At 62.0% G+C, this 25,798-nt stretch carries 24 protein-coding genes and 1 pseudogene; 17 read left to right on the top strand and 8 right to left on the bottom strand.

Going from position 1 to position 25,798, the window contains the following annotated elements:
• From HJC04_RS05685 to minE, 10 genes and pseudogenes are all read left to right on the top strand, one after another.
• Nucleotides 1-137: pseudogene (locus tag HJC04_RS05685) on the top strand (bifunctional methylenetetrahydrofolate dehydrogenase/methenyltetrahydrofolate cyclohydrolase); the annotation flags it as partial.
• A 91-nt stretch (nt 138-228) separates the two neighbouring features.
• The gene (locus tag HJC04_RS05680; protein ID WP_210632429.1) at nt 229-1,362 is read left to right on the top strand and encodes an aminomethyltransferase family protein; all 1,134 of its coding nucleotides are present in this window, start codon (nt 229-231) and stop codon (nt 1,360-1,362) included.
• An 11-nt stretch (nt 1,363-1,373) separates the two neighbouring features.
• Entirely contained in the window at nt 1,374-1,979 is a 606-nt protein-coding gene (locus tag HJC04_RS05675; RefSeq protein WP_221145193.1) for a dimethylamine monooxygenase subunit DmmA family protein, read from the top strand.
• Complete coding sequence (locus HJC04_RS05670) at nt 1,976-2,941, top strand: PDR/VanB family oxidoreductase (protein WP_221145191.1); 966 nt, start codon at nt 1,976-1,978, stop codon at nt 2,939-2,941. Before HJC04_RS05675 ends, HJC04_RS05670 begins: the two co-directional genes overlap by 4 nt.
• Nucleotides 2,942-2,965: 24 nt before the next feature.
• The gene (locus HJC04_RS05665; RefSeq protein WP_210632426.1) at nt 2,966-4,006 is read left to right on the top strand and encodes a DUF3445 domain-containing protein; all 1,041 of its coding nucleotides are present in this window, start codon (nt 2,966-2,968) and stop codon (nt 4,004-4,006) included.
• 104 nt (nt 4,007-4,110) lie between these two features.
• On the top strand, nt 4,111-5,448 hold the full coding sequence (locus HJC04_RS05660; protein ID WP_210632425.1) for an NAD(P)-binding domain-containing protein: 1,338 nt from the start codon (nt 4,111-4,113) through the stop codon (nt 5,446-5,448).
• A gap of 177 nt (nt 5,449-5,625) precedes the next feature.
• On the top strand, nt 5,626-6,228 hold the full coding sequence (locus tag HJC04_RS32065) for a PAS domain-containing protein (RefSeq protein ID WP_210632424.1): 603 nt from the start codon (nt 5,626-5,628) through the stop codon (nt 6,226-6,228).
• 208 nt (nt 6,229-6,436) lie between these two features.
• Nucleotides 6,437-7,162, top strand: a complete 726-nt coding sequence (gene minC, locus HJC04_RS05650) for a septum site-determining protein MinC (RefSeq protein ID WP_210632423.1) — start codon at nt 6,437-6,439, stop codon at nt 7,160-7,162.
• A 31-nt stretch (nt 7,163-7,193) separates the two neighbouring features.
• Complete coding sequence (gene minD, locus HJC04_RS05645) at nt 7,194-8,009, top strand: septum site-determining protein MinD (RefSeq protein ID WP_064684611.1); 816 nt, start codon at nt 7,194-7,196, stop codon at nt 8,007-8,009.
• Complete coding sequence (gene minE, locus HJC04_RS05640) at nt 8,006-8,266, top strand: cell division topological specificity factor MinE (RefSeq protein WP_011428260.1); 261 nt, start codon at nt 8,006-8,008, stop codon at nt 8,264-8,266. Before minD ends, minE begins: the two co-directional genes overlap by 4 nt.
• Nucleotides 8,267-8,325: 59 nt before the next feature.
• Here minE and HJC04_RS05635 read toward each other — a convergent pair whose 3' ends face one another.
• Entirely contained in the window at nt 8,326-10,692 is a 2,367-nt protein-coding gene (locus tag HJC04_RS05635) for a DUF1989 domain-containing protein (protein WP_221145189.1), read from the bottom strand.
• Between the two features lie 249 nt (nt 10,693-10,941).
• Between HJC04_RS05635 and HJC04_RS05630 the strand changes: the two genes are divergently transcribed.
• Nucleotides 10,942-12,726: an APC family permease gene (locus tag HJC04_RS05630; protein WP_210632422.1), complete on the top strand. Its 1,785-nt coding sequence runs from the start codon at nt 10,942-10,944 to the stop codon at nt 12,724-12,726.
• 133 nt (nt 12,727-12,859) lie between these two features.
• Here the strand turns inward: HJC04_RS05630 and HJC04_RS05625 are convergent, their stop codons facing one another.
• From HJC04_RS05625 to HJC04_RS05605, 5 genes are all read right to left on the bottom strand, one after another.
• Nucleotides 12,860-13,621, bottom strand: a complete 762-nt coding sequence (locus HJC04_RS05625) for an SDR family NAD(P)-dependent oxidoreductase (protein WP_221145187.1) — start codon at nt 13,619-13,621, stop codon at nt 12,860-12,862.
• Nucleotides 13,622-13,634: 13 nt separating this feature from the next.
• On the bottom strand, nt 13,635-14,444 hold the full coding sequence (locus HJC04_RS05620; RefSeq protein ID WP_221145185.1) for an ABC transporter permease: 810 nt from the start codon (nt 14,442-14,444) through the stop codon (nt 13,635-13,637).
• Nucleotides 14,444-15,310 carry an ABC transporter permease gene (locus HJC04_RS05615; RefSeq protein WP_210632420.1) on the bottom strand — a complete coding sequence of 289 codons (867 nt, stop codon included), beginning with the start codon at nt 15,308-15,310 and terminating at the stop codon, nt 14,444-14,446. The genes HJC04_RS05620 and HJC04_RS05615 overlap by 1 nt, the downstream gene beginning before the upstream one ends.
• A gap of 82 nt (nt 15,311-15,392) precedes the next feature.
• On the bottom strand, nt 15,393-16,553 hold the full coding sequence (locus tag HJC04_RS05610; RefSeq protein WP_207245849.1) for a PotD/PotF family extracellular solute-binding protein: 1,161 nt from the start codon (nt 16,551-16,553) through the stop codon (nt 15,393-15,395).
• Nucleotides 16,513-17,697, bottom strand: a complete 1,185-nt coding sequence (locus tag HJC04_RS05605) for an ABC transporter ATP-binding protein (RefSeq protein WP_221145183.1) — start codon at nt 17,695-17,697, stop codon at nt 16,513-16,515. The genes HJC04_RS05610 and HJC04_RS05605 overlap by 41 nt, the downstream gene beginning before the upstream one ends.
• Nucleotides 17,698-17,890: 193 nt before the next feature.
• On the opposite strand from HJC04_RS05605, the gene HJC04_RS05600 reads away from it, so the two are divergent.
• Entirely contained in the window at nt 17,891-18,745 is an 855-nt protein-coding gene (locus tag HJC04_RS05600; RefSeq protein WP_210632417.1) for a helix-turn-helix transcriptional regulator, read from the top strand.
• Nucleotides 18,746-18,815: 70 nt separating this feature from the next.
• Here the strand turns inward: HJC04_RS05600 and HJC04_RS05595 are convergent, their stop codons facing one another.
• Nucleotides 18,816-19,847 carry an aldo/keto reductase gene (locus HJC04_RS05595; RefSeq protein WP_210632416.1) on the bottom strand — a complete coding sequence of 344 codons (1,032 nt, stop codon included), beginning with the start codon at nt 19,845-19,847 and terminating at the stop codon, nt 18,816-18,818.
• 218 nt (nt 19,848-20,065) lie between these two features.
• Nucleotides 20,066-21,334 carry an NAD(P)/FAD-dependent oxidoreductase gene (locus HJC04_RS05590; RefSeq protein WP_221145182.1) on the bottom strand — a complete coding sequence of 423 codons (1,269 nt, stop codon included), beginning with the start codon at nt 21,332-21,334 and terminating at the stop codon, nt 20,066-20,068.
• 117 nt (nt 21,335-21,451) lie between these two features.
• On the opposite strand from HJC04_RS05590, the gene HJC04_RS05585 reads away from it, so the two are divergent.
• The 5 genes from HJC04_RS05585 (at nt 21,452) to HJC04_RS05565 (ending at nt 25,752) form a co-directional block, all read left to right on the top strand.
• A complete protein-coding gene (locus HJC04_RS05585; RefSeq protein ID WP_210632414.1) occupies nt 21,452-22,432 on the top strand; it encodes a 3'-5' exonuclease in 981 nt (326 codons plus the stop codon).
• Between the two features lie 163 nt (nt 22,433-22,595).
• Entirely contained in the window at nt 22,596-22,742 is a 147-nt protein-coding gene (locus tag HJC04_RS05580) for a DUF1127 domain-containing protein (protein WP_064695679.1), read from the top strand.
• Nucleotides 22,743-23,283: 541 nt separating this feature from the next.
• Nucleotides 23,284-24,120: a 5-dehydro-4-deoxy-D-glucuronate isomerase gene (kduI, locus tag HJC04_RS05575; protein ID WP_210632413.1), complete on the top strand. Its 837-nt coding sequence runs from the start codon at nt 23,284-23,286 to the stop codon at nt 24,118-24,120.
• The gene (gene kduD / locus HJC04_RS05570) at nt 24,117-24,881 is read left to right on the top strand and encodes a 2-dehydro-3-deoxy-D-gluconate 5-dehydrogenase KduD (protein WP_282615087.1); all 765 of its coding nucleotides are present in this window, start codon (nt 24,117-24,119) and stop codon (nt 24,879-24,881) included. The genes kduI and kduD overlap by 4 nt, the downstream gene beginning before the upstream one ends.
• A 124-nt stretch (nt 24,882-25,005) precedes the next feature.
• Nucleotides 25,006-25,752 (top strand): FadR/GntR family transcriptional regulator, encoded by a 747-nt coding sequence (locus HJC04_RS05565; RefSeq protein ID WP_210632411.1) that lies wholly within the window; start codon nt 25,006-25,008, stop codon nt 25,750-25,752.
• Nucleotides 25,753-25,798 lie beyond the last annotated feature (46 nt).

The raw sequence follows: 25,798 nt of genomic DNA, 5'->3' as shown, positions 1-25,798 counted from the left end.
TCCGCGAGGTCTCCGAGGTCGCCGGCACCATCACGCCGGTTCCGGGCGGCGTCGGCCCGATGACCATCGCCATGCTGATGGCCAATACGGTCATCGCCGCCCATCGCACCGCCGGGCAGACGCCGCCAAAGTTTTGAGTGGAATGCCGTCTGGCGGGCTTGCCATGACGCGAAAGATTTATATAGTCAGGAAATAAATATTCCGTAGAGGAAATAAGAGGGAACGGAAATGGCTCTATCATGGCGTTTCTCCGCCTTGGCGGATCGGCATCGCGCACTGGGATCGAAGCTCGAGGACTGGAGCGGCATGGGAACCGCCTGGACCTACGAGAAGGACATGTCGGAAGAACATGTCGCCGTTCGCACCAAGGCCGGCATCATGGATGTCTCGGGTCTGAAGAAGGTGCACCTGGTCGGCCCGCACGCCATCGCCGTACTCGACTACATCACCACCCGCGATCTGACGAAGATCTATCCCGGCCGCTCGGTCTACGCGACCATGCTGAACGACCGCGGCCACTTCACCGACGATTGCATCGTCTATCGCACCGGCCCGAATTCCTGGATGCTGGTGCATGGATCCGGTTCCGGCCACGAGGAAGTCGTCAAACAGGCGGCAGGCCGCAACTGCGCGGTGCTCTTCGACGACGACCTGCACGACCTGTCGCTGCAGGGTCCGCTTGCGGTCGATTACCTCGCCAAATATGTGCCCGGCATCCGCGAGCTCAAATATTTCCACCACATGCAGACGACGCTGTTCGGCGCGCCCGTCATGATCTCGCGCACCGGCTATACCGGCGAGCGCGGCTACGAGATCTTCGTGCGCGGCCAGGACGCCGTCATGGTCTGGGACAGAATCGTCGAGGAAGGCAAGGAGATGGGCATCATCCCCTGCTGCTTCTCGGTCCTCGACATGCTGCGCGTCGAAAGCTACCTGCTGTTCTACCCCTACGACAATTCGCAGATGTATCCCTTCGCCGACCAGCCACCCGGCGACAGTCTCTGGGAACTCGGCCTCGACTTCACCGTCAGCCCCGGCAAGACGGGCTTCCGCGGCGCCGAGGAACATGCGCGCCTTAAGGGCAAGGAGCGCTTCAAGATCTTCGGCATGCTGATCGACGCCGACGGACCGGCCGATCTCGGCGACGAGGTCTTTGCCGACGGCAAGAAGGTCGGCGTCATCACCTGCCCGAGCTATTCGTCACTGACGAAGAAATCCATGGCGATCGTCCGCCTCGACGTTGACAAGGCGGTGCACGGGACGAAACTCGAAGTCCGCGGCAAGACCGTCGAGGCTAGCGCCACCGCCCATACGCTTCCCTTCGACGACCCGGAAAAGAAGAAAAGGACTGCCGTAGGTTAAGGAGCCCGCCAATGCTCGTCGCAGGCATCAAGAGCCGACCAGTCTATAAGGGCCTGACCATCCAGCCGCGCGCCCGGCGGCACATTTTCGCACTTGAGGGGGAGGGCGCCAAGGCTCTCCTCGATCAGCAGCCGGCGCTTGACGAAACGGCTCTTTCCCGCAGCGAGATCCTCTATGTCGCCCGCGGTTCTCGAGGCTCCGGCCTCGATGAACCCCTGCGCCGGCTCGGCGCCGACATGTTCTTCACGGCGCCGACGATCGCAACGCTGCTCTTCCGGTTGAAGGGCTCGCTCGCGACGGCTCACATGGGCACTCGGCTTTATATCTCCGGCACGGAGGGCTTCATCGGCCAGGCGATGCTCGTGGCGCTTGACTACGGCATGGACCACGCCTCCATCATCACCGAGCATCGCGGCTCCCTGGCCAGGCGGGTGCAATGCGTCCATTGCAAGGGCATCACGGACGACGTCACCACCAGCCCGTTCGCCTGCAGCCATTGCGGGCTGACGCTTCTTGTCCGCGATCACTATTCGCGGCGGCTTGCCGCCTTCCAGGGCGTCAACATCGACGCGGAAGAGCCCGGCAGCGCGCCTGAACCAGAGGAGTTGTTCCTTTGAGCGGTGGCACTGAAATTCCCGTGCGCGTAGCGCGGATCACTCCGATCGCCGAGCGCGTCAAGCGTTTCCGCTTCGAGCGCCTGGACGGAAAGCCGATGCCGTATTTTTCAGGCGGCGCCCATATCATCGTCTCGATGAACGATGGCGGCCATATGCGCCGCAATGCCTATTCGCTGATGTCTCCCCCGCACGACTGCGCGGCCTACGAAATCAGCGTGCTGCATGTCGAGGATTCACGCGGCGGCTCCGCCTTCATGCATCAGAAGGTCAGCGAAGGCGACGAACTGAAGGTCAGCTATCCTGTCAACCTCTTCCAGCCCGACTGGCGCGGGCGCAAGCATCTTCTGATCGCCGGCGGCATCGGCATTACCCCTTTCATTGCGATGATGGCGCAGTTTTCCCGCGAAGGCGCCGCCTTCGAACTGCATTACGCCATCCGAACGCGCGACCGCGGCGCCTACTGGCGGGAACTCCTGGAGCGCTATGGTCCGCATCGCATCAAGATCTATTGCGACGCCGAAGGCAGTGGCATCCCGCTGACGCGTCTGCTCGACTGCCAGCCGCTCGGCACGCATCTTTATGTCTGCGGCCCCTCCGGCATGATCGACGGTGTGATGAAAGCGGGGCTCGATGCCGGCTGGCCGGAGCAGAACCTCCATTCGGAACGGTTCCTCTCATCCTTGCCCGGTAAACCCTTCACGATCGAGCTTCTACGCTCCGGCAAGACCGTGAAGGTCGGCCATCACGAAAGCATGCTGGAGGCGATCGAGGCGGCCGGCGTCGACGCCCCCTTCCTCTGTCGCGGCGGCGCCTGCGGTCAATGCGAAACGGCGGTCGCCGTCTGCGAGGGCAAACTGCTGCACAATGACGTCTATCTGACGAGCGAAGAAAAGGCATCCGGCAGCAAGGTGATGATCTGTGTTTCCCGCTTCGAGGGAAACACGCTGCATCTTGATCTCTAACGGCATCGAAAAAGGAGACCGGACATGGCAATCGCCTTCAAGCAAGAAACATTCCGGGACGATTTCAGCTACCGGAACAGCCCCGGGAACATCCGTCGTTTTCCGTTCCCCTTCGACCGCGACGAATACATGTATTCGGTCAACATGGAGCCGCATGTGCGCGGACGGGCGGGAACCGTCTACGAAAACTTGATCGATGTCGACGAGCATTACGTCGCCGAGATGCACGACCGAGCGCTGGTGCTGAAGGAAGATCCGCTGCGCTACCAGGCCCTGCCGCACATGATGAGCGCGCAGTGGGACACGCTCGAACTTTTGATGGAAGAGCAGGCAGCGGGCTACCCCGACCATTTCACCCTGATCCGCAACGGCGACCAGTGGCGCTGGATCAACCGCCCGCTCGGCATCGACGACAGCTTCACCTTCGGCGACGCCTCGACGCTGCCCTATGAGCCCTTCGAATATATCACCCGCCAGGCCCAGGGCGATTTCTGCATCGTCGATCAGCGCGACGGCAATCTGTGGATGGATGCCGGCATGGTGACGACGCAGGCCGACTGGTCGCTCGATTTCGACATCGGCATGAATTTCATGGAATGGCACGGGCCGGTGCCGCTCGCCCATCAGATCGGCGTCTTCGACCGGGCGCTGAAATTCCTTCTGAACCTGCAGCAGGGCAAGCCGACACGGCGCTTCAACTGGACGATGACGATCAATCCGCGGCTCGACACCAGCCCCGAGAATTATCACAAATGGGGGCCCGACCGCACGACGGTGACGCCGGAGAATGTGGGCGAGAAAGTGCATCTGCGGGTCGAGTTGCAAAGCCTCTGGCGACTGCCGCGCTCCAACGCCATCCTCTTCGTCATCCGCTGCTACCTGATGAACATGGAAGAACTCGTCACCGTCCCGAAATGGGCGCGGCGCTTCCCGCGGGTGCTGAAGACGCTGCCTCCGGAACTCATCGACTACAAGGGACTCACCCGTTACCGCGAGACGACGATTGACTGGCTTTCCAAATATGACGACGGGGCTCCGACCAGCCCCGGTATTTATCCGGACTGAAAGAAATGCCGTAACATTTTGAATTTCTGGGTACATCCTCCTTCGATTTCAATTCGAGGAGTTATCCAGGAGACGATGCCATATAATCAAGAGGGGAATGCTTCATGACAAGAGTAGCCGTCATCGGTGCCGGTCCGTCCGGGCTGGCGCAGCTGCGCGCCTTTCAATCGGCTGCCCAGAAGGGCGCCGAAATCCCGGAGATCGTCTGCTTCGAAAAGCAGTCGGACTGGGGCGGGCTCTGGAACTATACCTGGCGCACCGGCCTCGACGAATATGGCGAGCCTGTCCATGGCAGCATGTATCGCTATCTCTGGTCGAACGGTCCGAAGGAATGCCTCGAATTCGCCGATTATTCCTTCGAGGAACATTTCGGCAAGCCGATCGCCTCCTATCCGCCGCGCGCCGTGCTCTGGGACTATATCAAGGGCCGGGTCGAGAAGGCGAATGTCCGCCACTGGGTGCGCTTCAGCACGCCGGTGCGCATGGTCCGCTTCGACGAGGCCACGAAGAAATTCACGGTGACGGCGCATAACCGCATCGAAGACCGGATGTACGACGAGGAATTCGATTATGTCGTCGTCGCGACCGGTCACTTCTCGACGCCGAATGTGCCCTATTTCGAGGGCGTGAAGACCTTCAACGGCCGCGTCCTGCACGCCCATGATTTCCGCGACGCGCTCGAGTTCAAGGGCAAGGACATCCTGATCGTCGGCCGCAGCTATTCGGCCGAAGACATCGGTTCGCAATGCTGGAAATACGGCGCGAAATCGGTGACGACGAGCTACCGCTCGAAGCCGATGGGCTTCAAATGGCCGGAGAATTTCGAAGAACGGCCGCTGCTGACCAAGCTCGAAAACCGCACGGCGCATTTCCTCGACGGGTCGAGCAAGGAAGTCGACGCCCTGATCCTCTGCACCGGATACCAGCACCATTTCCCCTTCCTGCCCGACGACCTCCGGCTGAAGACGGCCAACCGCCTGTGGGCCGACAGCCTCTACAAGGGCGTGATCTTCGACAAGAACCCGCAGCTCTTCTATATCGGCATGCAGGACCAGTTCTATACCTTCAACATGTTCGACGTTCAGGCCTGGTGGGCGCGCGACGTGATGATGGGCCGCATCACCCTGCCGCCGGAAGAAGAACTGAAGGCGAATTTCGACATGTGGCGCGCCCGCGAGGAGACGCTCGAGGATGCCGAACAGATGATCTGGTATCAGGGCGACTATGTGAAGGAACTGCTCGCAGAGACCGATTATCCCTCCTTCGACATCGAGGGGACCAACCGGACGTTCATGGAGTGGGAACATCACAAGGCCGAGAACATCATGGGCTTCCGCGACCATGCCTACCGATCGCTGATGACCGGCAACATGTCACCGAAGCATCACACGCCCTGGGTCGAAGCGCTCGACGATTCCATGGAGGAATATCTGCGCAACTGATGGCGGATGCCGCATAATTTCTTAGATCCGAATCGATTTCGGGATAGAATCATGCTGCAGATTCAAGGTGCTACGGCGCCGCATGGTAGGAAGAGAGCCGTTCGTTGCGGCTCCATCCAACGTTTAAAGTGAAGTGAGTAATCCAATTTGCAACTCCTCCTTTCGAGCGAGGCCTTCGTGGATTTTCAAACAAGCATTCTCGGGCGCATGAGCGGTTTTCTTTACCGCTGCCGCGCCGACGAAAACTACACGATGCTTGAGATGACCAACGGCATCGAGCGCATCTTCGGTTACCCCGCCGACGAAATCATCGGCAACAGGACACGGACTTTCACCTCGATCATGTACGAGGAAGACGTGCCTTTGATGGACGAGGTAGTGGGGAGGGCGCTCGAGAAGCGGACGGACTGGACGATGGAATACCGTATACGTCATGCCAGGGGTCATCTCGTCTGGGTGACAGAGACCGGTGGCGGAATCTGGGACGAGAAGGGTGAACTTCTCTATCTCGAGGGCAGCATCATCAATATCGAATCGCTCTATCAGCGAATCGACGAACAGACCGCCGACATGCGCGTCACAGCCTCGAAGACCAATGAGATCCTGCAGTCGCTGCGCTATCTCAAGCTGCTCGCCGTCAATGCGGGCATCGAGGCGGCCCGTGCCGGCACGGCAGGGTCAGGCTTTGCCGTGCTTGCCGCCGAGATGCGCACGCTCGCCAACTCCTCGGAAGAGGCCGCACGCGCCATTTCCAACGCGCAACGCAAGCCGGAAGGCTGAGCGCTACGAAGCAGCGGCAGAATTGCGGCTCACATCGAAAAATCCGCATCATTAACCGTCCCGCGCGGGACTAATATTATTTCTTTTCAAAAGGTTGCGGAACTCCCTCGGTTGAAAAATCTCGTCGCATTATCGGTATTGTTAGAGCCGCGTTAACTTTTTGTTAACCATACCGGCGGTAGACATGGTCAACGATTTCTTCACATAGATGACCAAAGTGCTAACAGACGCTCGCTCTATCCGCATCAAGGGCCGCTCTTTCCTGGCGGTCATGCTGTCCCCGGACCTGCCGATCGATGATTGGCTGACCAGACTGGACGATCTGGCTGCCCGTTCGGCCGGTTTCTTCCTCGGACGGCCTGTCGTGCTCGATCTGACGGACCTGCAAATCGACCGGCCGCAGTTGAAGGACCTCATCGCCGAACTTGCCAAGCGCAATGTCAGCATTATGGGGATCGAGGGCGCCCGGCCGTCGATTCTCGGCGCGGGCATGCCTCCGGCGCTGAAGGGCGGCCGCTCCGCCTCCGACGTCGAGGTTCAGCCGAATGAGCCTGCCGATCCGGTCACCAAACCAACGGCAACCGAGACCCGCCCGGTAACGACAACGCAATCCATCGTCATCAGGGAACCGGTGCGCTCGGGGCAGTCGGTGATCTTCCCCGAAGGCGACGTCACCATCGTTGGCTCGGTCGCCTCCGGGGCCGAGGTGATCGCCGGCGGCTCCGTTCATATCTACGGCGCGTTGCGCGGCCGGGCCATGGCGGGCTCCATCGGAAACGCATCGGCGCGGATCTTTTGCCGCAAGCTCGAAGCCGAGCTGGTGGCGATCGACGGCATCTACAAAATGGCGGAAGACATGGCCCCCAATCTTCGTGGACAAGCGGTTCAGCTCTGGCTCGAAGAGGACGCGATCATGGCGGAAAAACTGATCTGACCCGGCTGCGGCCACGGCAAAGGAGAGAGAAATGGGGAAAGTGATCGTCGTCACGTCAGGCAAGGGCGGGGTCGGAAAGACGACCTCGACCGCCGCATTGGGAGCGGCGCTGGCGCAACGCAATGAAAAGGTCGTCGTCGTCGATTTCGACGTCGGCTTGCGCAATCTCGACCTCGTGATGGGCGCAGAGCGGAGGGTCGTCTACGACCTGATCAACGTCATCCAGGGCGACGCCAAACTCACCCAGGCGCTGATCCGCGACAAGCGGCTGGAGACGCTGTTCCTGCTGCCGGCCTCGCAAACCCGCGACAAGGACAACCTGACGGCCGAGGGCGTCGAACGCGTCATCAACGATCTGAAGCGCTATTTCGACTGGATCATCTGCGACAGCCCCGCCGGGATCGAGCGCGGCGCAACGCTTGCCATGCGCCATGCCGATGTCGCCGTCGTCGTCACCAATCCGGAGGTTTCGTCGGTGCGCGACTCCGATCGCATCATCGGCCTGCTCGACGCCAAGACCGCCAAGGCCGAACGCGGCGAGCGGATGGAAAAGCACCTGCTGCTCACCCGCTATGACGCCAACCGCGCCGAACGCGGCGACATGTTGAAGGTCGACGACGTCCTCGAGATCCTCTCCATCCCGCTCCTCGGCATCGTGCCGGAGAGCATGGATGTGCTGCGGGCGTCCAACATCGGTGCGCCGGTCACGCTGGCGGAAAGCCGCAGCGCGGCTGCGATGGCTTATTTCGATGCCGCGCGCCGGCTCGCCGGCGAAACCTTGCCGATCACGATCCCCGAGGAAAAGCGAAATCTATTCGGCAAGATCTTCGGACGGAGGGCAGCATGAATATCTTCCGTCTTTTCAACAAGCAGAGAACGGCACCCGCCGCCCGCGAACGCTTGCAGGTGCTCCTTGCGCACGAACGCTCATCGGCAGGATCGGACCTTGTTTCGCTGCTGCGCGAGGAAATCCTTGCGGTCATCGCAAAACATGTTGAGCTCGACCACGACAAGGTGCAGGTGACGATCGACCGCAACGAGTTTGTCTCCACTCTTGAGATCGACGTCGAAATCCCGCTGAACGCAGCCGTACAGGCCGCTTGAGGGCAATATCCGGGGGACGACGGACGGAACCGATCGTCGTCTCCCGAACACGAAGTGGGTTACGATCGCGGGCGCGTCTTCTGCGGATCGTAATGCGAAAGCGGCACGATCGTCGCCGGCAAACGCTTCTGGTGGCCGTCGAGCTTGCCGATCTCGACCTCGGTGCCCGGGCTCGCATGCATCACGTCTATGCGGGCGAGCGCGATCGTCTTGCCGAGAACAGGCGAGCGCGTGGCGCTGGTGACGACGCCGATCTGGGCCCGGCCGATATGGACGCAATCGCCATGGCCGACCGCCTCGTTCGCCTGGATATCAAGGCCGACGAGCAGATGGCGCGGATGTTCCTTGCGCCGGATCAGCGCCTCGCGGCCGATGAAATCGTCCTGTTTGGATTTCAGCGGCACGGTAAAGCCGATGCCGGCCTCGAACGGATCCGTCTGGTCGGTGAATTCGTGGTGGGCAAAGATCAGGCCCGCCTCGATGCGGACCATGTCGAGTGCCTCCAGCCCCATCGGCTTCAGCCCGTGCGGTTGGCCTGCCTCCCAGACGGCATCGAACACCCCCAGCGCATCCTTCGGATGACAGAAGATCTCGTAGCCGAGCTCGCCGGTATAGCCCGTGCGCGAGATCACGACCGGCGCCCCCTCGAAGCCGCCGATGCGGCCGACGGTGAAGCGGAACCATTCGAGCTCGCCGATCGCGGGCTGGCGCGGCGCCGTCCAGATAATCTCCTTCAGGATGTCGCGGCTCCGCGGCCCTTGCAGCGCGATATTGTGCAACTGATCGGTCGATGAGCGAACCCAGGCCTTGAAACCCTTCTTCTCGGCCTGCTGACGCAGCCATATGCCGCTGAAATCATCGCCGCCGATCCAGCGGAAGTTCTTGTCGCCGAGTCTGAAGAGGGTGCCGTCGTCGATCATGCCGCCGTTTTCGTAGCACATCGCGGAATAGACGACCTGGCCGGTCGAGAGTTTTCGCACGTCGCGCGTCAGGCAGTATTGCAGCAGTTCCTCGGCGTCCGGACCCGTCACTTCGAACTTCCGCAAGGGCGAGAGATCGATGACGGCGGCGCGCTCGCGGCAGGCCCAGTATTCCTCGACCGGTCCTTCGGACGAGAAGCGGTTCGGCAACCAGTAGCCGCGATATTCCGTATAGTCTCGCGTCAACGCCGAAAGGCGGGGATGGAAGGCGGTTTCGCGCGTCAGTTCGGCTTCGGCATCTGGGGTCATGCGATAGGCTACCGCTCGTGAGAATTTCTCTTTTCCGGAAAAGGTGCGGACGTGGATATCCGTCGGATCCCAGCCGTTCGCCGCATCGATATCGTCAGGGCAGGACGATGAGACGCAGACGAGATCCGTCAGCGCACGCATCAGCACGTAATCGCCGGGACGCGACCAGGGCTCGTCGAGATAGAGCTGGTTGTTGTGGTCGATATTGGTGTTGTAGAAATAGTTCAGCGCTTCCCAGCCCTTGCGCCCGGCAATGCCATAAGGCGCCAGCGCCGCGTTGAAATTGTCCGTGCAGTTGACGTGGCCGGGATAACCCATGTCGTCGTAATAGCGTGAATTGCAGGCAGTTGCGAAAGCGTCGTGGCGGCCGACCGTGTCCTGGACGATCTCGACCAGCGGCTCGAAGTCGCGATCGAAGGCCTTGGACGGCATGCCGGGCGTGGGATAGCTGCGACCGAGCAGCGTGCGAGTGACGGTCGAATCGAGCGCCAGATCGAGGCCCTTGTCGACCTTGCGGGCGGCAAAGGCCTGGAAATCGGTGCACTGGCGCCCATAGACATCGATGATCTGGATAAATTCGCCGGCGCGCACGAAATAAGCGGCGGCGCTCGCCGCCCGGATGCGGATATCCTCGATCGGATCGGCCGCCGGTTCCGGCAGGGCGGAGGCATAGTCGCGGATCAGCAGGCTGCGCTTGATCCGGATCTCGATCGGCGTCGCCGTGTCCTGCGCCTCCGGCGACATGGCGCCGGCGGGTGCCGCAACGATCAGCAGGCCCTTCACGGCAATCGTGAACTCCGCCAGGCTGCCCGGCGTCGATCCTGCCCCGAAGATGCGAAGCGCTCCGGCCGCTGCGAGATCGGCGCCGCGCCGCTGAAGTGCCGCGCGCATGCGGGCAGCACTCTCATCCTCTGCCTGAAGAATGGCCTTCAAACCCTCGGCTGAATTGCTGAATGCCGCGCCGAGACCGGCTGCCTGGAAGCGCCCCTTTTCGTCGAGGAAGGAGAGCTCACAAATCTGCCCGCCTTCGCTGTCGATGACGCTCACGCGGTCGCCCGCCTCAACGCGCACTACGACCGATCCGCCACCCTTTGCCCGGTAGCGTTCAGTGCCCGCCGGCAGAGCAACACCGGGGTAATGGACGAGGCTCGGAACGATCGTTCGAGGGCCCGGCATGACAGGATGAAGTTCTCGCATTCTACCCTCATGGGGGATCGGCATGCCCTTCAGCATACGCCCATACAGGTTACAAAATGCCTATGGAAAGTAAAGTCATATTGACTAAAAAGAAAATATCTTCACTATGCATCAAGAGTTCAGGCTCGGAGAATCCGTCGGGAGCGCGGATCGCCAAAATCATCCGAGCGCGCTCGAGACCGTCAGGGAGACACGTTCAGGGAGACGTACAGAGATACGTCCGGAACAATCGAATGGGGAATTTCGCCGATGACAGATATTGTGGAGGCCGGAATTGCATCCGGCACCGAAGGTAAGCTTATACGCGCGCTCGACTGGAAGGGCGCATTCTGGGTGGCCGCGGGCGTGCCGCCGCTCGTTCTCTTCTCCATCGGCGGCATCGCAGGCACGACGGGCAAGCTCGCCTTCGTCGTCTGGATCATCTCGATGGTGATGGGTTTCCTGCAATCCTTCACCTATGCCGAGATCGCCGGCATGTTCGGCAACAAATCCGGCGGGGCCTCCGTCTACGGCGCCACCGCCTGGCTGCGCTATTCGAAATTCATCGCGCCGCTGTCGGTCTGGTGCAACTGGTTTGCCTGGTCGCCGGTGCTTTCACTCGGCTGTGCCATCGCCGCCGGCTACATTCTCAATGCATTTTTCCCGATTCCGGCAGCCGATTCGCAAATGGTCCTCGACTGGATCGCCGCGCATGCCGCTTCCGTCACGGCCGACAGCCCCCGCGTCGCCGAATATATCGCAGCCCACGCCGGCACGACGCCTGACGATGCCGTCAAGGCGCTGCTCGGCGCCGACGGTGTTGCCGCTCTGACGCCGGCGATCCGCAACTGGTCGCTGGCAAGCTTCAGCATTCCCTACCTCGCCACCGCCAACATCAACGCCACCTTCTTCATCGGCGGCATCCTGATGCTGATCATCTTCGCGATCCAGCATCGCGGCATCTCGGAAACGGCTAGCGTGCAGAAATGGCTGGCGATCATCGTGCTGGTGCCGCTGCTGATCATCGGCCTTTATCCGATCGTCAGCGGCCAGATCGTTTCCGCAAATGTCACCGGCCTCGTCCCGCCGACGGCGGCCTATGCCGCCAGCGACGGCAGCTGGAGCAATGGCGGCTGGACGCTGTTTCTCGGCGGCCTGTATATCGCCGCCTGGTCGACCTACGGCTTCGAGACGGCGGTCTGCTACACCCGCGAACTGAAGAATCCGAAGACAGACACCTTCAAGGCGATCTTCTATTCCGGCCTGGCCTGCTGCCTGTTCTTCTTCCTGGTGCCCTTCGCCTTCCAGGGCGTACTCGGCCACGCCGGCATGCTGGCCCCCGGCATCGTCGATGGCACGGGCGTTGCCGAAGCGCTTGGCGGCCTGATCGGCGCCGGCCGGGTCATCACCCAACTGCTCGTGATATTGATGATCCTGGCGCTCTTCCTCGCCATCATGACGGCAATGGCCGGTTCCTCACGTACGCTCTATCAGGGTTCGAAAGACGGCTGGCTGCCGAAATATCTCGACCACGCCAACGAGCATGGCGCCCCGACACGGGCGATGTGGACCGATTTCGCCTTCAATCTCTTCCTTCTGGCGATCGCATCGGACGTCGGCGGCTACTTCTTCGTACTCGCCGTCTCGAATGTCGGCTACATCATCTTCAACTTCCTGAACCTCAATTCCGGCTGGATCCACCGGGTGGATTCCGGCCATATCGAACGGCCCTGGAAGGCGCCGAGCTGGCTGATCGGCCTCAACACCGTGCTCGCCTTCGTCAACGCGCTCTTCCTCGGCGCCGGCGCCAAGGTCTGGGGTTATTCCAACGCACTCTGGGTCGGATTCATCTTCGCCGCACTGATCCTGCCCGTCTTCGCCTATCGCCACTATGTGCGCGACGGCGGCAAGTTCCCGGCCGGCGCGATGGAGGATCTCGGCCTCATCGGCCAGGATCTCGGCGTCAGGAAAGCCGGCATGCTCCCTTATCTTGCACTTGTCGGCGGCCTCGCGATCGTACTGATCGCCAACTGGTTCTTCCAGCTCCCGGCTTGAATAGCCTCCCAAGCAGAAAAGCCGCCAAGCCGCCATGGAAACATGGCGGCTTTTTCATGCCCTGATTCTGGGATTTGATCTGGATGAGGGTTAGCCGAACCGACCTAGTAGGGGGCAAACCATTCCACCACCGTCAAACAATGGTCTCGCCGCCGTCGACGACGAGAATCTGACCGGTCATGTAGGACGAACGGTCCGAGACCAGGAAGAGAATGGGCTCGGCGATTTCGGAGACATCGGCCCAGCGTCCGAGCGGCACCTTCTCGGCGACATAGGCCTCGATCGCGCCACGGCCGCCCATCTGGGCGATGAAGGGTTCGTTGAACGGCGTATCCACCCAGCCCGGGCAGAGCGCGTTGACGCGGATGCCGAACCTGGCGTAGTCGCCAGCCATCTGTCGGGTCATCGCGATGACCGCATGTTTCGTCGTCGTATAGGCGATCATCTCGCGATCGTAGAGTACGCCCGACGAGGAAGAGGTGTTGAGGATGACGCCGTGGCCCGCCTTCTTCATCAGCGGCATGACGAAGCGAGCCGCCATGAAATGCGCTCGGACATTCAGGCTCCATGACCTGTCGAAACCCTCGACAGCCACCTGTTCCAGATCGCCCGCCACCTGTGCGCCGGCATGATTGTGGAGGATGTCGATCCGGCCATGACGTTCGGCGACCGCAGCAATGCCCGCTTCGAGCGCCCTGTCGTCGGTGACGTCCAGAACTAGGCACTCAGCCCTGCCGCCGGCGGCCTCAATCCGGTCGACGGTTTCGGCGGCACTGGCGGCATTCAGGTCGGCCACGACGACGAAAGCACCTTCTCCTGCCATGATCAGCGCGCCGGCCTGGCCGATGCCCGAGCCCGCTCCGGTGACGATCGCGACGCGATTTTCAAGAATCATTGGTGTTTCCCGTTCAGTTTGTTGTTTTCTCGCGCATCAGAAAGCGCGCGATGAGGATCAGTCCCAGCGATGCGACAAGCACCATCGTGGCGATGGCGTTGATCTCCGGTGTCACGCCACGACGGATCGAGGCGAAGACATAGATCGGCAGTGTCGTGTTCGAACCTGCGACGAAAAAGGCGATGATGAAATCGTCGAAGGAGAAGGTGAAGGCGAGCAGGAAACCGGCCAGGATTGACGGCAGGATCTGCGGCAGCACAATCTGGCGAAAAGTGGTGAAAGGCGTGGCGTAAAGGTCGCTCGACGCTTCGACGATGTCACGGCCGAGGCTGGCGATGCGTGCTTTGACAATCATTGTCACCAGCGCCATGGTGAAGAGGCCGTGGGCGGCGATGATCGAGCCATAGCCGAGTGATAGCTTCGGCGCCTGTTCGCCTGGCCAGACGGCGGCAATCAGCGGATTGACGAAGCCGAAGACCTCGACCAGCGCCACCAGCGTCGCAATGCCGATGACGACGCCGGGAACGACGATCGCCGCAGCGAACAGCCCGTCGAAGACCGCTCGCGCCCGGACGCCGAGCCGCTCCATGCCGATCGCCGCCATCGTGCCGAAAATGGCCGCCAGCCCGGCACTGGTAAAGGCGATGGTCAGGCTGTTCTGCAGCGCTTCCATCAGGAAAGTGTTCGCAATCGCCCTGCCATACCATTGCGTCGAGAAGCCGGTGAAATCGCTGGCATTACGGCCTGCATTAAAGGAGAACAGCACGACAAGCGCGATCGGCATGTAGAGGAACAGGTAGACTGCGGTGACCAGCGCGCGCATCAGACGAGATCCACTTGGCGGGTACCGGCAACACGCCAGGCGATGCGCATGGCGATCAACAGCACGATGACGACGACAACGACGAGAGTGACAGCGATTGCAGAGCCGAACGGCCAGTTGCGCGACTGCAGGAAGAGATCGACCAGCGCATTGCCGATGAAGAAGACTTTGCCGCCGCCAAGCAACTGCGGGATCAAATATTCGCCGAGCAGCAGGATGGTGACGAGGGCGATGCCGGTCATCACACCCGGAAGCGACAGAGGCAGCGTAATGCCGAAAAAGGTCGAAAGCGGCCGCGCGCCGAGATCGGCGGAGGCCTCCAGAAGGCGGCGGTCGAGCTTTTCGAGGCTGACATAGATCGGCATGATCATAAGCGGCAGGTAGCCGTAGACGATGCCGAGCAGCACGGCGCCCGGTGTGTTCAGCAGCCTGACGTCTTCGATGCCGACCATCTCCAAGAGATGCGGAATGCCGCGCGCGCCCAAGATGTACATCCAGGCGTAGGTGCGCACGAGAAGGCTCGTCCAGAAGGGCACGACGACGAGGGAGACCAGCAGCAGCCGGTATTTGGCGCTCGCCTTGACGGCCAGGTAATAAGCAACCGGATAGGCGACGAGCAGGCAGGCGAAGGCGCCGATCGGCGCAAGAATCAGCGTGTTCTTGAAGGCTGCGGTGCGCGAGCCGAGATTGGCAAACTGCGCAAAGGTAAAAGCCGCCTGATAACCACCTTCTGGCGCCCGCTCTCCGAAGGCAAAGACGATGATGGCGATGAAGGGCAGCACCAAGAACACGAACAGCCAGATGCTGGCCGGACCGACAAGAGCCGCGGTGACAAGGCGCCGATTTGTGGCAGGAGTAAAAGGCATCGAAAGGTTCTTTATCCGCCGATTCTAAGCACGAGACCGGCCCCTCGCGCCAAGGCGGCGGGGCCGGAGTTGGGCACGGCGATCAAGCCGACTTGAAACGCGCCATCAGCTCCGCCCGGCCGGGATCGGTCAACGTCACCGCCGCGCCGAATTCCAGCGGCGTCAATGAGGCCTCGTCCGGATAGACGATCTTGTTCGCGGTGATCTCCTTCGGCAGCAGTGCGATGACCCGGCTGTCGGTCGTCGGTGCGCCGTTGGCGACGTGCTCCTTGACGGCATTGGCCGGATCCATGAGGTAGTTGAGCAGCGCGTAACCCGCCGCCTTATTCGGCGCGTCCTTCGGGATGGCGTAATAGTCGGTCCAGATCTCACCGCCGTCGGTGCCGAGCACATAGGCGATCTCGGGAACGTCACGGTTGAGCTGCGCCCCGTCATTGGTCCAGCACATGGTGAGCCAGGCGTCGGTGGCGCGCATGGCCGGTTGGTAGTCGCTGTTGATGGCGAAAAGATGCGGTTTGACTTTAATCAGCAGTTCCTCGGCTTTTGCGAGTTCGTCTGCCTTGATCGAATTAAAATCGTAGCCGAGCGACACCAGCGCGCTGCCGATCGTCGTTAACTGATAGTCGTGCACCATGGCGCGGCCGTCGGCTTCCGTCTGGGCGATATCAAAGAAATCCTTCCAGCTCGAAAGCTTGGTCTTGATCTTCGCTGTGTTGACCGAGAACCCGGTGGTACCCCAGTTCTTCGGCACCGCGTAGGTCTTGCCGTCGATCATGCCTTCCCTGGTGAAGCGCGGATTTTCCGTCGCCGGGCTGAAATTCGGGATCTTGGAGAGATCGAGTTCGTCGATCAGGCCGAGCTTGTGGTGGGTGGAGATCGTGTAGTTGGTCGGCACGAAGAGCGACCAGCCGGAGGCGCCCGCCTGGAGCTTGGCCAGCATTTCCTCGTTGGAGCCGAAGACGTTGACCTCGACGGCAACGCCGGTCGCCGCCTTGAAATTCTCGAAGGTCGCAGGGTCGTGATAATTCGGCCAGGTGGCGATCGACATCTGGGTACCGAGGTCCTCGGCGTAAGCGGGCGTCGACAGCGCACCGGGGAAACGCGACAGCACGGCGGTCGCAAGTCCGAGGCCGGTGACGCCGAGGAAGTGGCGGCGGCTGACGGAGCCGCGTTTCAGGCGCATGAACTCGTCCATGAAGCCTTCAGGGGTAATAGGCAGATGATCCTTGTAGTCCTTGCTCATGATGCTGTTCCCTTGTTCTGGTTTTTGCATTCGATGCTGAAGAAACTTGGGGCGAAGAAGCCTCGCCTGGAAAAATGTGGGCCATATCAGGATCGAAGCTGAGGAAGACCGCTTCACCTGGCTCGACCAGATCGCTCTCTTTCATGCCGCGCCGGTCGGCGGTGACGAGGAAATCGCCGAGACCTGGAACAGTCACGGCATATTCGGCCGAGGAGCCGAGGAAGATGCGGTGCGTGACCGTCCCGGCAAAGGACGTGCTGCCGACCGCAGCCCGCGTAAGCCGGATTGCCTCGGGACGGATCGCAACGATGACGTCGCCCATCGTAAGGCCAGGGCGGGCGATGGCTGCAAGCGCCGAACCGTCGCCAAGGCGCAGCGTGCCACCGGCTTCCAGCGTCGCATCGATCCGGTTGGTCTTGCCGACGAAATCGGCGACGAAAAGATCGGCCGGGCGGTCATAGACCTCTTGCGGCGTGCCGAGCTGACGAATGCGGCCGGCGCTCATGACGCAGACGACGTCCGCCATCGACAGCGCTTCTTCCTGATCGTGGGTGACGAGCACGAAGGTGATGCCGAGCTCGCGCTGCAGCGTCTGCAATTCGATCTGCATGGCCGAGCGCAGTTTCTTGTCGAGCGCGGCCAGCGGCTCGTCAAGCAGCAGTACCGAAGGCCGGTTGACGATCGCGCGCGCCAGCGCCACCCGCTGCTGTTGGCCGCCGGACATCTCGTGGATGCGCCGCTTGGCGAACCCGCCGAGACGCACCATCTCGAGCGCCTCTGCCGCGCGGCGATTGATCTCGGCCTCCGCAAGCCTTGGTCGCATCTGCCGCAAGCCATAGGCGACGTTCTGTTCGACGTTGAAATGCGGAAACAGAGCATAATGCTGGAAGACCATGTTGACGGGGCGGCGATAGGCCGGAACGCCGTTCATCTGCCGCCCGTTGATCAGCACGGAGCCCTCGCTCGGCTGCTCGAAGCCGCCGATCATGCGCAGACACGTGGTCTTGCCACAGCCGGACGGGCCGAGCAGAGCGAGGAAAGCGCCCTTCGGTACATTCAGGTTTATGTCGGTCACGGCGGTCACCGCGCCATAATTCTTGGTGACCGAACGGAATTCGATATCGTTCGTCGAAGCGGATGCCACGCGTCTGTTCCCTGCGGTTGGTTGGGATGGGCAGTCTAGCGCTGCCTTTTTGCCACCGTCGTTGGACAAAGAGTAAGCCCGGGCCCTCGGCGCGGTATATACCCCGAAAGAGGTATTCTGCCTCACATCTCTTCGTGGAAGGTGTATATGAAACTCAGAGTATTCCTGCAGAGCGGTTTTGGGGAGGCTATCGATGAGCATCGATCTCGAGGCGCTGTTTCAGGCTTTCGACGTCACTGTCGGAAAGGCCGCCATGGCGGATGCGGAGTTTGGAGAGACGTTCCGCCGGATGATGGCGGCGCTGGTGCGCTTCGATTATGTCGTGGTTTTTGCCTATCGCGGCAAGGAGCGACCGATCGATCTCTATAGCACCTTCGATCCAGACGAAAACGTCGTTTTCGTCACCCTCTATCAGGTCGGTCCCTACCTGCTCGATCCATTTTACCATACCGCCCGCGCACGCCGTCCGGGGGTCTTCCGCATGCGCGAACTCGCGCCCGACCGCTTCTTCTCCAGCGAATATTACCGGAGCTACTATGTCCAGACGGGACTTGCCGAGGAGATCGGCTTCTTCGTGACACTCGACGACGACATCACCGTCGTGCTGTCGCTGATGCGCCGGGAAAAGACCGGCCCGTTTCCACCGGCTGAATTCGCGCTTCTGAAAAAGGCCGAACCTTTGGTGGCGAGCCTTGTCCGGCATTTCTGGCCGGGGCTCGGCGTCCGCTTCGACGCGCAACGCGATGCCGGCTTGAGAAAGGGGAGGAAAAGCGGTGCGGCGGCGCAGGCGCTGCAGCCGGCCGACACTGTCTGGCGTGACCTCAAGTTGACGAGCCGCGAAACCGCGATCGTCGATCTGGTATTGCAAGGACATTCCTCGGAATCGATCGGCCTCAGGCTCAACATCTCGACGGGCACGGTGAAGGTCCATCGCCGCAACGTCTATCGCAAGCTGGGCATCTCCTCGCAGACGCAGCTTTTGTCAATCTACCTGAAGACATTCGGCAGCGCCGGCGACCGACCAGCAGCCCAAAGAACGAGTCAATAGGCCTCGGACCGGACAGCCTGTCCGCTTCGGCATGAAGCAGACAGGCTTCGTTCAGTTGCGGCCGGAGGGCTCAGCGGCCGCCTTCGATCTTGCGGTGGCGCTGGTTGATGCCGCCCTTGCCGTAGGGATAGTCCATCGGTTGAGGAGCGCTGACCTCGTTGAGCTTCGTCATTTCCTCCTTGGATAGCTCGACCTTCATGGCGCCGAGATTGTCGGCGAGCTGCTCGGGCGTGCGGGCGCCGAGGATGACCGAGGTTACAGCCGGCTGCGCCGCCGTCCAGGCGAGCGCCACCTGCGCCATGCTGACGCCGCGGGCCTTGGCGATCTCTTCGACCGCACCGATGATCGCCCAGGTGCGTTCCTGCGCGTTGCGCGGCGCATAGGATTCGCTGCCGCGATTGGGGTTCTCGCCGAGGCGGGTGGCGCCGGTCGGCATCTGGTCGCGCTTGTACTTGCCGGTCAGCCAGCCGCCGCCGAGCGGCGACCACGGCAACAGGCCCATGCCGGCATCCTGGCAGGCGGCGACGATTTCGAGCTCGATGTCGCGCGCCAGCAGGCTGTATTGCGGCTGCAGCGTCACCGGACGCGTATAACCACGCGCCTTGGCGATCTCCGAAGCCTTGGCGATGTGCCAGCCGACATAGTTGGAAAAGCCGTAATAGCCGATCTTGCCTGATGAAACCGCGTCGTCGAGGAAACGCAGCGTCTCTTCGATCGGCGTCAGCGCGTCCCAGGCATGCATCTGGTAGAGGTCAATCTGCTCGAGGCCGAGCCGGCGCAGCGAATCGTCGAGTGCCTGACCGAGATGGCGGCGCGACAGGCCAATATCGTTGGGCCCGTTGCCCATCGGAAACCTGCCCTTGGTCGCGACGATCGCCTGGCGGGCCTCGGTCGGGCGCGCCTTCAGCCAGCGACCGATGATCTCTTCCGACTTGCCGGCGCTGTAGACGTCGGCGGTATCGATGAAATTGCCGCCCCAGGCGAAATAATCGTCGAGCAGCTTGTGCGAGGCCGCTTCGTCGGCCTCCGCCCCGAAGGTCATGGTGCCCAGGCAATAGGCGGTAACGACGGTCCCGCTGGGACCGAGCTTGCGATAATCCATTTCTTCCTCCTCATGCGGGCGCCCGCAGCCGACGCGCAAAATCGCCGGGGTAGAAGCCGGGGCTTCCGCAATCCAATGACAATATCGAGCTTGAGGCGGCCGCTTGCCGCCGGATGACGTATGGCGCCCTGGGCTCATCCAGCGCAGGGGCGAGGGCAGCATAACCAATCCCGCCCGTGCCACAAGTGGGAAAACATATTCCCGCGGGCGGGCGCCGGTTACGGATTTTTCGAAAACGAGGCGGCGAGCAGCTCGGCTGCGGCGACGCCGGTCTCGTAGGCGCCGTGCGCCGTCGAATAACGCGCATGCGAACAGGCTTCGCCGGCAAAGAAGATCCGTTCGTCATGCGGTGCGGCGAGGATCGCGCGCAAATCGGAGGCGCCGGGCTCGGCATAGGAATAGGAGCCGCCGATATGGGGTGTAGCGGCCCAGGCCGAGATCGCCGCCAGCGACAACTGCTTGCGGATGTCCGCGCCGAATTGCCCCGCCATCTCATCGGCGGCGAAGGCAAAGGCGGCTTCTTTCCCTGCCCGCTCCAGATCATGCGCGAGATCGCCGGCAAAATAGGCCTCGACGACGGCAGCGCCGAACGGCCGCAGCTGATAGGTGCCGGTCGCACCGCGACTGGCCGATCCGAGCATATGCGTATCTGCCGGCAACGCGTCCGGATCGGCGAGGCTGAGGAAAATCTTGTCGGCGAGCCCCAGCGGCAAACGAGCTGCCGCTTCAATCTTGTCGGGCAGGGGAGGATCGAACGCGATCCTGCCGGCGGCAAGCATATTCGTCGAAACGGTGACGAGCACCGTCCCGGCGGTGATCATCCCCTTGTTCGTGTCGATACTGATACGGCCGGCATGGCGGTGATCCACGCGCCTTGCTTCGACTCCAAGCCTTGTCCGGACCGGCGCGCCATAGAGCGAGATCAATGTTCCATAGCCTTCCCGCACCCGCCAGTCGGGACCGGCGCCGGGATCATATCTGTTGTAGTCGACGATCGACGAACGCTCCAGTTCGGCGCCGGTGATATAGGTGCCGATTGCCCGGATCTGGCCGTTCCAGCGACTACCGGGCTGTAGCTTTGCTGCCATGTCGCGATCGTTGCCTTCGTGGCTTTCTAGGCGTTCGAAGTAAGCGCCAATCGCCTGCTGCGCGGCTTGGCTCTCCGCATCGTCCCGCTGAAGCCGCCGCCCCCCGTTCCAGGGCGCCGGCGAGCGGTCGACCGTCAATCCGACCTCACCGGCAATCGCCGTCCAGGCATTGGTCCGCGCCCCATGCAGCCAGCCGCAACCGAGATCGAAACCGAGATCGCCGGTTCCGGGCAGCCCGACCGTCCAGGCCCGGCCACCGAGACGGTCGCCGGCTTCGAGCAGGAGGACGGAAAGACCGGGACGGATTGCCAGCAGGCGGCGGGCAGCGGCAATACCGGCAGCACCGGCGCCGATGATGACGACGTCTTCGTCCGCGTCCTTGAAGTCGTCACGAGGCATGGTTTCTCCTTCCGCCGCTGACACTCAGCTAAACTTTCCTGTCCATGAAAGGCAAGGGCTGGGCATAGCGCGCCGCGGGCGATGGATTCGCCCGCGCCTCCGTGACATACAAGTTCGATGAGCGTGCACAGAGATTCGCAACTCGACATGTTTGCCAAGCCATCGCCCGCAATGGCCGAGGCACGCGGCCCGGCGCGCCGGCGGCCGTCACCGCCGGCGGCCCGCTGCGATGAAGACATGGCGCGCGCGCTCGAGGAGAGCGGCAATTATCGCATCCTGAGGAAACTTGCCGCCCGGCCGGTCGCGGCAGCGAGACAGCCGCAGTTTTCGCGGCTCGGCGTCATCCTCGATACCGAGACGACGGGCCTCAACTACCGCAGCGATGAAATCATCGAAATCGGCGCCGTCGCCTTCACCTTCAACGATGACGGCGCGGTCGGCGATGTGGTCGGCATCTATGGCGGTCTGCAGCAGCCGTCCAGGCCGATCCCGCCCGACATCACCAGGCTGACCGGCATTACCGATGCCATGGTCGAAGGACAGATGATCGACATGCCGTCGCTGAGTGCACTGATCGAACCGGCGGACCTCATCATTGCCCATAATGCCGGGTTCGACCGGCCGTTCTGCGAGGCCTTCTCACCCATCTTCACCGGCAAGGCCTGGGCGTGCTCGGTTTCGGAGATCGACTGGAGCGCCCGCGGCTTCGAGGGCACCAAGCTCGGTTACCTCGTCGGCCAGGCCGGCTATTTCCATGAAGGCCACCGCGCGGTGGACGACTGCCACGCACTCCTGGAGATCCTGGATCGACAGCAGGGCGACGGTGAAAGCCCCTTCGCCGAGCTGTACCGCGCCAGCCAACGCTGCCGCGTCCGCATCTTTGCCGAACACAGCCCGTTCGAGATGAAGGACCACCTGAAGGCAAGGGGCTACCGCTGGTCTGATGGAAGCGATGGCCGCCTGAAATCCTGGTGGATCGAAGTCGGCGAGGACGATCTCGGCGACGAGCTTTCCTATCTGCGTTCGGAAATCTATCGGTGGAAGGAGGCCGATCCGCCGCTCGTCCGGCTGACGGCCTTCGATCGCTTCAAAGCCTGAGATCGGCCGCGGCCCATCAGAACCCATGCAGTTATCGCATAGGTGCAGTGATGCATTGGCGCTGCAACAACCGGGGGTCCCGTATTATATAGAACTCATCGAAGCAACCGAAGCGCCAAAGACTGGCAGCTAGGCTTCGAAAGCCCACGGAAAGGGGATCATCATGAACGTAGCACGCTCTTTCAACAACTGGCGCAAGTACCGTCAGACGGTCGCTGAACTGGGCCGTATGTCGACGCGCGAACTGGACGACCTCGGCATCGGCCGCGGCGAAATCCGCACCATCGCCCGTGCGGCCATCGCCCGCTAACGGCCAGACAGACCACCACCTTCGACATTTGGCCAGCGCCTGCTTCCTCCCGAGCGGGCGCTTTGCTTTTTGGGCTTGCCCGTCAGATGGCGAGCCGCCCGCTTTTCGCATAACGCATAGCTGCCCTGCAAAGAAATGCCTATCATCTGAGCAGAAAATAAGTATGATTATTTCATCGAAGCGGTGCACCTCCTCCCGCATCCTTCGACCATGCAGGCGCCCCATCCTCCTCCCAGGGTCGCTTGCGGGAACGGCAGCACTCCTCCTCCCAGCTGTCGTTCGGTTTTTATCGAAAGCCTGCCGCACCTCCTCCCGCGGCAGGCTTTTTTCGTTTTGGCCGAGGAATGTGCGGCCGCGCCGAAAGCGGCCCCTTACGATCCCTTCACGTCTGCTCAGCCAAGTCCCGGACAAACGTGTTGACACCAAACTTGTCGTACAACTATGTAACCAGACGGATACCGCCGCAGCGGAGGACGCCTGATGGATCGGCTTGCGCAATAGCGACGATGCGTGACGACAACGAAGCTGAAGGAAAATTGACATGCAGATCGACGTGAGGCACGCCTCCCATCCCGAGGCCGTGCGCGAATACGACACCGAAGCGCTGCGGCGTCACTTTCTGGTCGAGACCGTTTTCGCAGGCGGCGAGATCCGGCTGACATATTCCCATTACGACCGGATGGTCATCGGCGGCGCCACGCCGCTCGGTGTCGCGCTGACGCTGACGGCGCCGACGGCGATCGGACAGGAAACCTTCCTCGCCGAGCGTGAACTCGGAACCTTGAACATCGGCGGCGCCGGCCGCATCATCGTCGACGGCACGAGCTACGACCTTGCCAAATATGATTGCCTCTATGCCGGCAAGGGCGCCAAGGACATCCGGTTCGAAAGCCTGGATGCCGCCAATCCGGCGAAATTCTATCTGGTCTCGACGCCGGCCCATCAAACGCACCCGACCGTGCTGCTCACCCGCGAAAAGGCTCGTCACCTGACGCCCGGCGAAGCCGCGACGGCCAACAAGCGCTCGATTTACCAGTTCATCCACCCGGAAGTCTGCCAGTCGTGCCAGCTCACCCTGGGCTTCACCATGATCGAGCCGGGCAGCGTCTGGAACACCATGCCGGCCCATACGCATGACCGGCGCATGGAAGCCTATCTCTATTTCGATCTCGAATCCGACCAGCGTGTCTTCCACTTCATGGGCGAGCCGCAACAGACCCGGCATATGCTGGTCGCCAACGAGCAGGCGGTCATCTCGCCGCCCTGGTCGATCCATTCGGGCGCCGGCACCAAGAATTACAGCTTCATCTGGGCGATGGCCGGCGACAACAAGAGCTTTACCGACATGGATCATATCGCCATCGCGGATCTGAGGTGAGCACCGTGGCAAATCCCTTCGACCTCTCCGGCCGGACCGCCGTCGTCACCGGCGCCAATACCGGGATCGGCCAGGCGATCGCTGCGGCGTTGGCCGAGGCCGGTGCGGCGATCGTCGCCGTTGGGCGCTCCTCGATGGAGGAAACCGAGGCGCTGGTGAAGCAGGCCGGAAGCCGCTTCCATGTCATTAAGGCCGATCTTGGCACCATCGAACCGGTCAAGGGGATCGTCGCCGAGACGATCCAGACCTTCGGCGGCCTCGACATCCTCGTCAACAATGCCGGCATCATCCGCCGTGCCGATGCGCTCGACTTCACCGAGGAAGATTGGGACGCGGTGATCGACGTCAATCTGAAGACGGCCTTCTTCCTGTCGCAGGCGGCTGGCCGCCATATGGTCGGGAAGGGCAGGGGCAAGATCATCAACATCGCGTCGCTGCTCTCCTTCCAGGGCGGCATTCGCATCCCGTCCTATACCGCCTCGAAAAGCGGGCTTGCCGGACTGACGAAGCTGCTCGCTTGCGAATGGGCCGGCAAGGGCGTCAACGTCAACGCCATCGCCCCCGGTTACTTCGTCACCAACAACACGACGGCGCTGCGTGAGGATCCCGATCGCAACGCCGCCATCGTGGCCCGTATTCCGGCGGGACGCTGGGGAACGCCGTCCGAACTTGGAGGTGCCGCCGTGTTCCTGGCATCGCCTGCATCCGATTACGTGCACGGGACGGTGCTGCCCGTCGACGGCGGCTGGCTGGCGCGGTAATCGCTTTCGTCGACCGGCGAAACACAGCGTCTCGGCCCGCGTCGTTTTGCCTTTCCGGCCGGCATGCGCTAGCAAAAGCATACCGGCCGGCGCAGCCGCCCCGACAGGCAGGATATGACAAGGAATGACGGACAAGGACAACGCGCTCTTCACCACCATTCGCCAGCCGTCGAACCTGCGCAGCAACCTTGCCGATACGCTGACGGCGCAGATCGAGTCCGGTGACCTCAAGCCGGGCCAGCGCCTGCCGACCGAACAGGCGATCATGGCGGCGACCGGCGTCAGCCGCACGATCGTGCGCGAGGCGCTCGCGACCCTGCGCGCCAAAGGACTGATCACCACGCACCAGGGGCTCGGGGCTTTCGTCTCGGACGATCCGACACCGAGATCCTTCTCTATCATTCCCAATGACCTGCAGTCGATCGATGAGGTTCTGCGGGTGCTGGAGCTGCGCATGGGGGTCGAATATGAGGCGGCCGGTCTTGCCGCGCTGCGGCGCACGCCGGAAGACATAGACCGTATGCAGGACCGGCTCGATGCGCTCGACAGGGCGCTCGAAGAGGGTGGATATGGCGCAGAGGAAGATTACGCCTTCCACCGGTCGATCCTGGTGGCGACGCAGAATTCCTACTACGGCCGCCTCTTCGATACGTTCGGCAACATCATGGTGCCGCGGCAATGGGCACGCTTGGACAAGATGACCGCGGCGGAGCGCAAGCGCCATGCCGCTCGTATGCGTAGGGAACACCACGCCATATTCACGGCGATCCGCGACGGCAACGAAGCGGCCGCGCGCCGTGCCATCCGCAGCCATCTGTCGAAGAGTGCTGCCCGGTTCGAGGAACTGCGCGACGCGACCGGCCTGTCCTGAACGTTCGCATCTTGAGGGCGTTGCGTGATTTCCCGCTGAACAACGC

It is taken from the genome of Rhizobium sp. NLR8a, assembly GCF_019685235.1.
In the GTDB taxonomy this organism is placed as follows: Bacteria; Pseudomonadota; Alphaproteobacteria; order Rhizobiales; family Rhizobiaceae; genus Rhizobium.
The sequence above is the reverse complement of the archived record's forward strand: the minus strand, read 5'-3'. Positions and strand labels throughout refer to the sequence as shown.

Coding starts and splice junctions, on each gene's coding strand:
- HJC04_RS05630 (WP_210632422.1), top strand. CDS start 10,942: ATGACAGATATTGTGGAGGCCGGAATTGCATCCGGCACCGAAGGTAAG.
- HJC04_RS05665 (WP_210632426.1), top strand. CDS start 2,966: ATGGCAATCGCCTTCAAGCAAGAAACATTCCGGGACGATTTCAGCTAC.
- HJC04_RS05675 (WP_221145193.1), top strand. CDS start 1,374: ATGCTCGTCGCAGGCATCAAGAGCCGACCAGTCTATAAGGGCCTGACC.
- minE (WP_011428260.1), top strand. CDS start 8,006: ATGAATATCTTCCGTCTTTTCAACAAGCAGAGAACGGCACCCGCCGCC.
- HJC04_RS05585 (WP_210632414.1), top strand. CDS start 21,452: ATGAGCGTGCACAGAGATTCGCAACTCGACATGTTTGCCAAGCCATCG.
- HJC04_RS05610 (WP_207245849.1), bottom strand. CDS start 16,553: ATGAGCAAGGACTACAAGGATCATCTGCCTATTACCCCTGAAGGCTTC.
- kduI (WP_210632413.1), top strand. CDS start 23,284: ATGCAGATCGACGTGAGGCACGCCTCCCATCCCGAGGCCGTGCGCGAA.
- minD (WP_064684611.1), top strand. CDS start 7,194: ATGGGGAAAGTGATCGTCGTCACGTCAGGCAAGGGCGGGGTCGGAAAG.
- HJC04_RS05580 (WP_064695679.1), top strand. CDS start 22,596: ATGAACGTAGCACGCTCTTTCAACAACTGGCGCAAGTACCGTCAGACG.
- HJC04_RS05660 (WP_210632425.1), top strand. CDS start 4,111: ATGACAAGAGTAGCCGTCATCGGTGCCGGTCCGTCCGGGCTGGCGCAG.
- HJC04_RS05680 (WP_210632429.1), top strand. CDS start 229: ATGGCTCTATCATGGCGTTTCTCCGCCTTGGCGGATCGGCATCGCGCA.
- HJC04_RS05590 (WP_221145182.1), bottom strand. CDS start 21,334: ATGCCTCGTGACGACTTCAAGGACGCGGACGAAGACGTCGTCATCATC.
- HJC04_RS05565 (WP_210632411.1), top strand. CDS start 25,006: ATGACGGACAAGGACAACGCGCTCTTCACCACCATTCGCCAGCCGTCG.
- HJC04_RS05615 (WP_210632420.1), bottom strand. CDS start 15,310: ATGCCTTTTACTCCTGCCACAAATCGGCGCCTTGTCACCGCGGCTCTT.
- minC (WP_210632423.1), top strand. CDS start 6,437: ATGACCAAAGTGCTAACAGACGCTCGCTCTATCCGCATCAAGGGCCGC.
- HJC04_RS05600 (WP_210632417.1), top strand. CDS start 17,891: ATGAGCATCGATCTCGAGGCGCTGTTTCAGGCTTTCGACGTCACTGTC.
- HJC04_RS05620 (WP_221145185.1), bottom strand. CDS start 14,444: ATGCGCGCGCTGGTCACCGCAGTCTACCTGTTCCTCTACATGCCGATC.
- HJC04_RS05595 (WP_210632416.1), bottom strand. CDS start 19,847: ATGGATTATCGCAAGCTCGGTCCCAGCGGGACCGTCGTTACCGCCTAT.
- HJC04_RS05635 (WP_221145189.1), bottom strand. CDS start 10,692: ATGCGAGAACTTCATCCTGTCATGCCGGGCCCTCGAACGATCGTTCCG.
- HJC04_RS05625 (WP_221145187.1), bottom strand. CDS start 13,621: ATGATTCTTGAAAATCGCGTCGCGATCGTCACCGGAGCGGGCTCGGGC.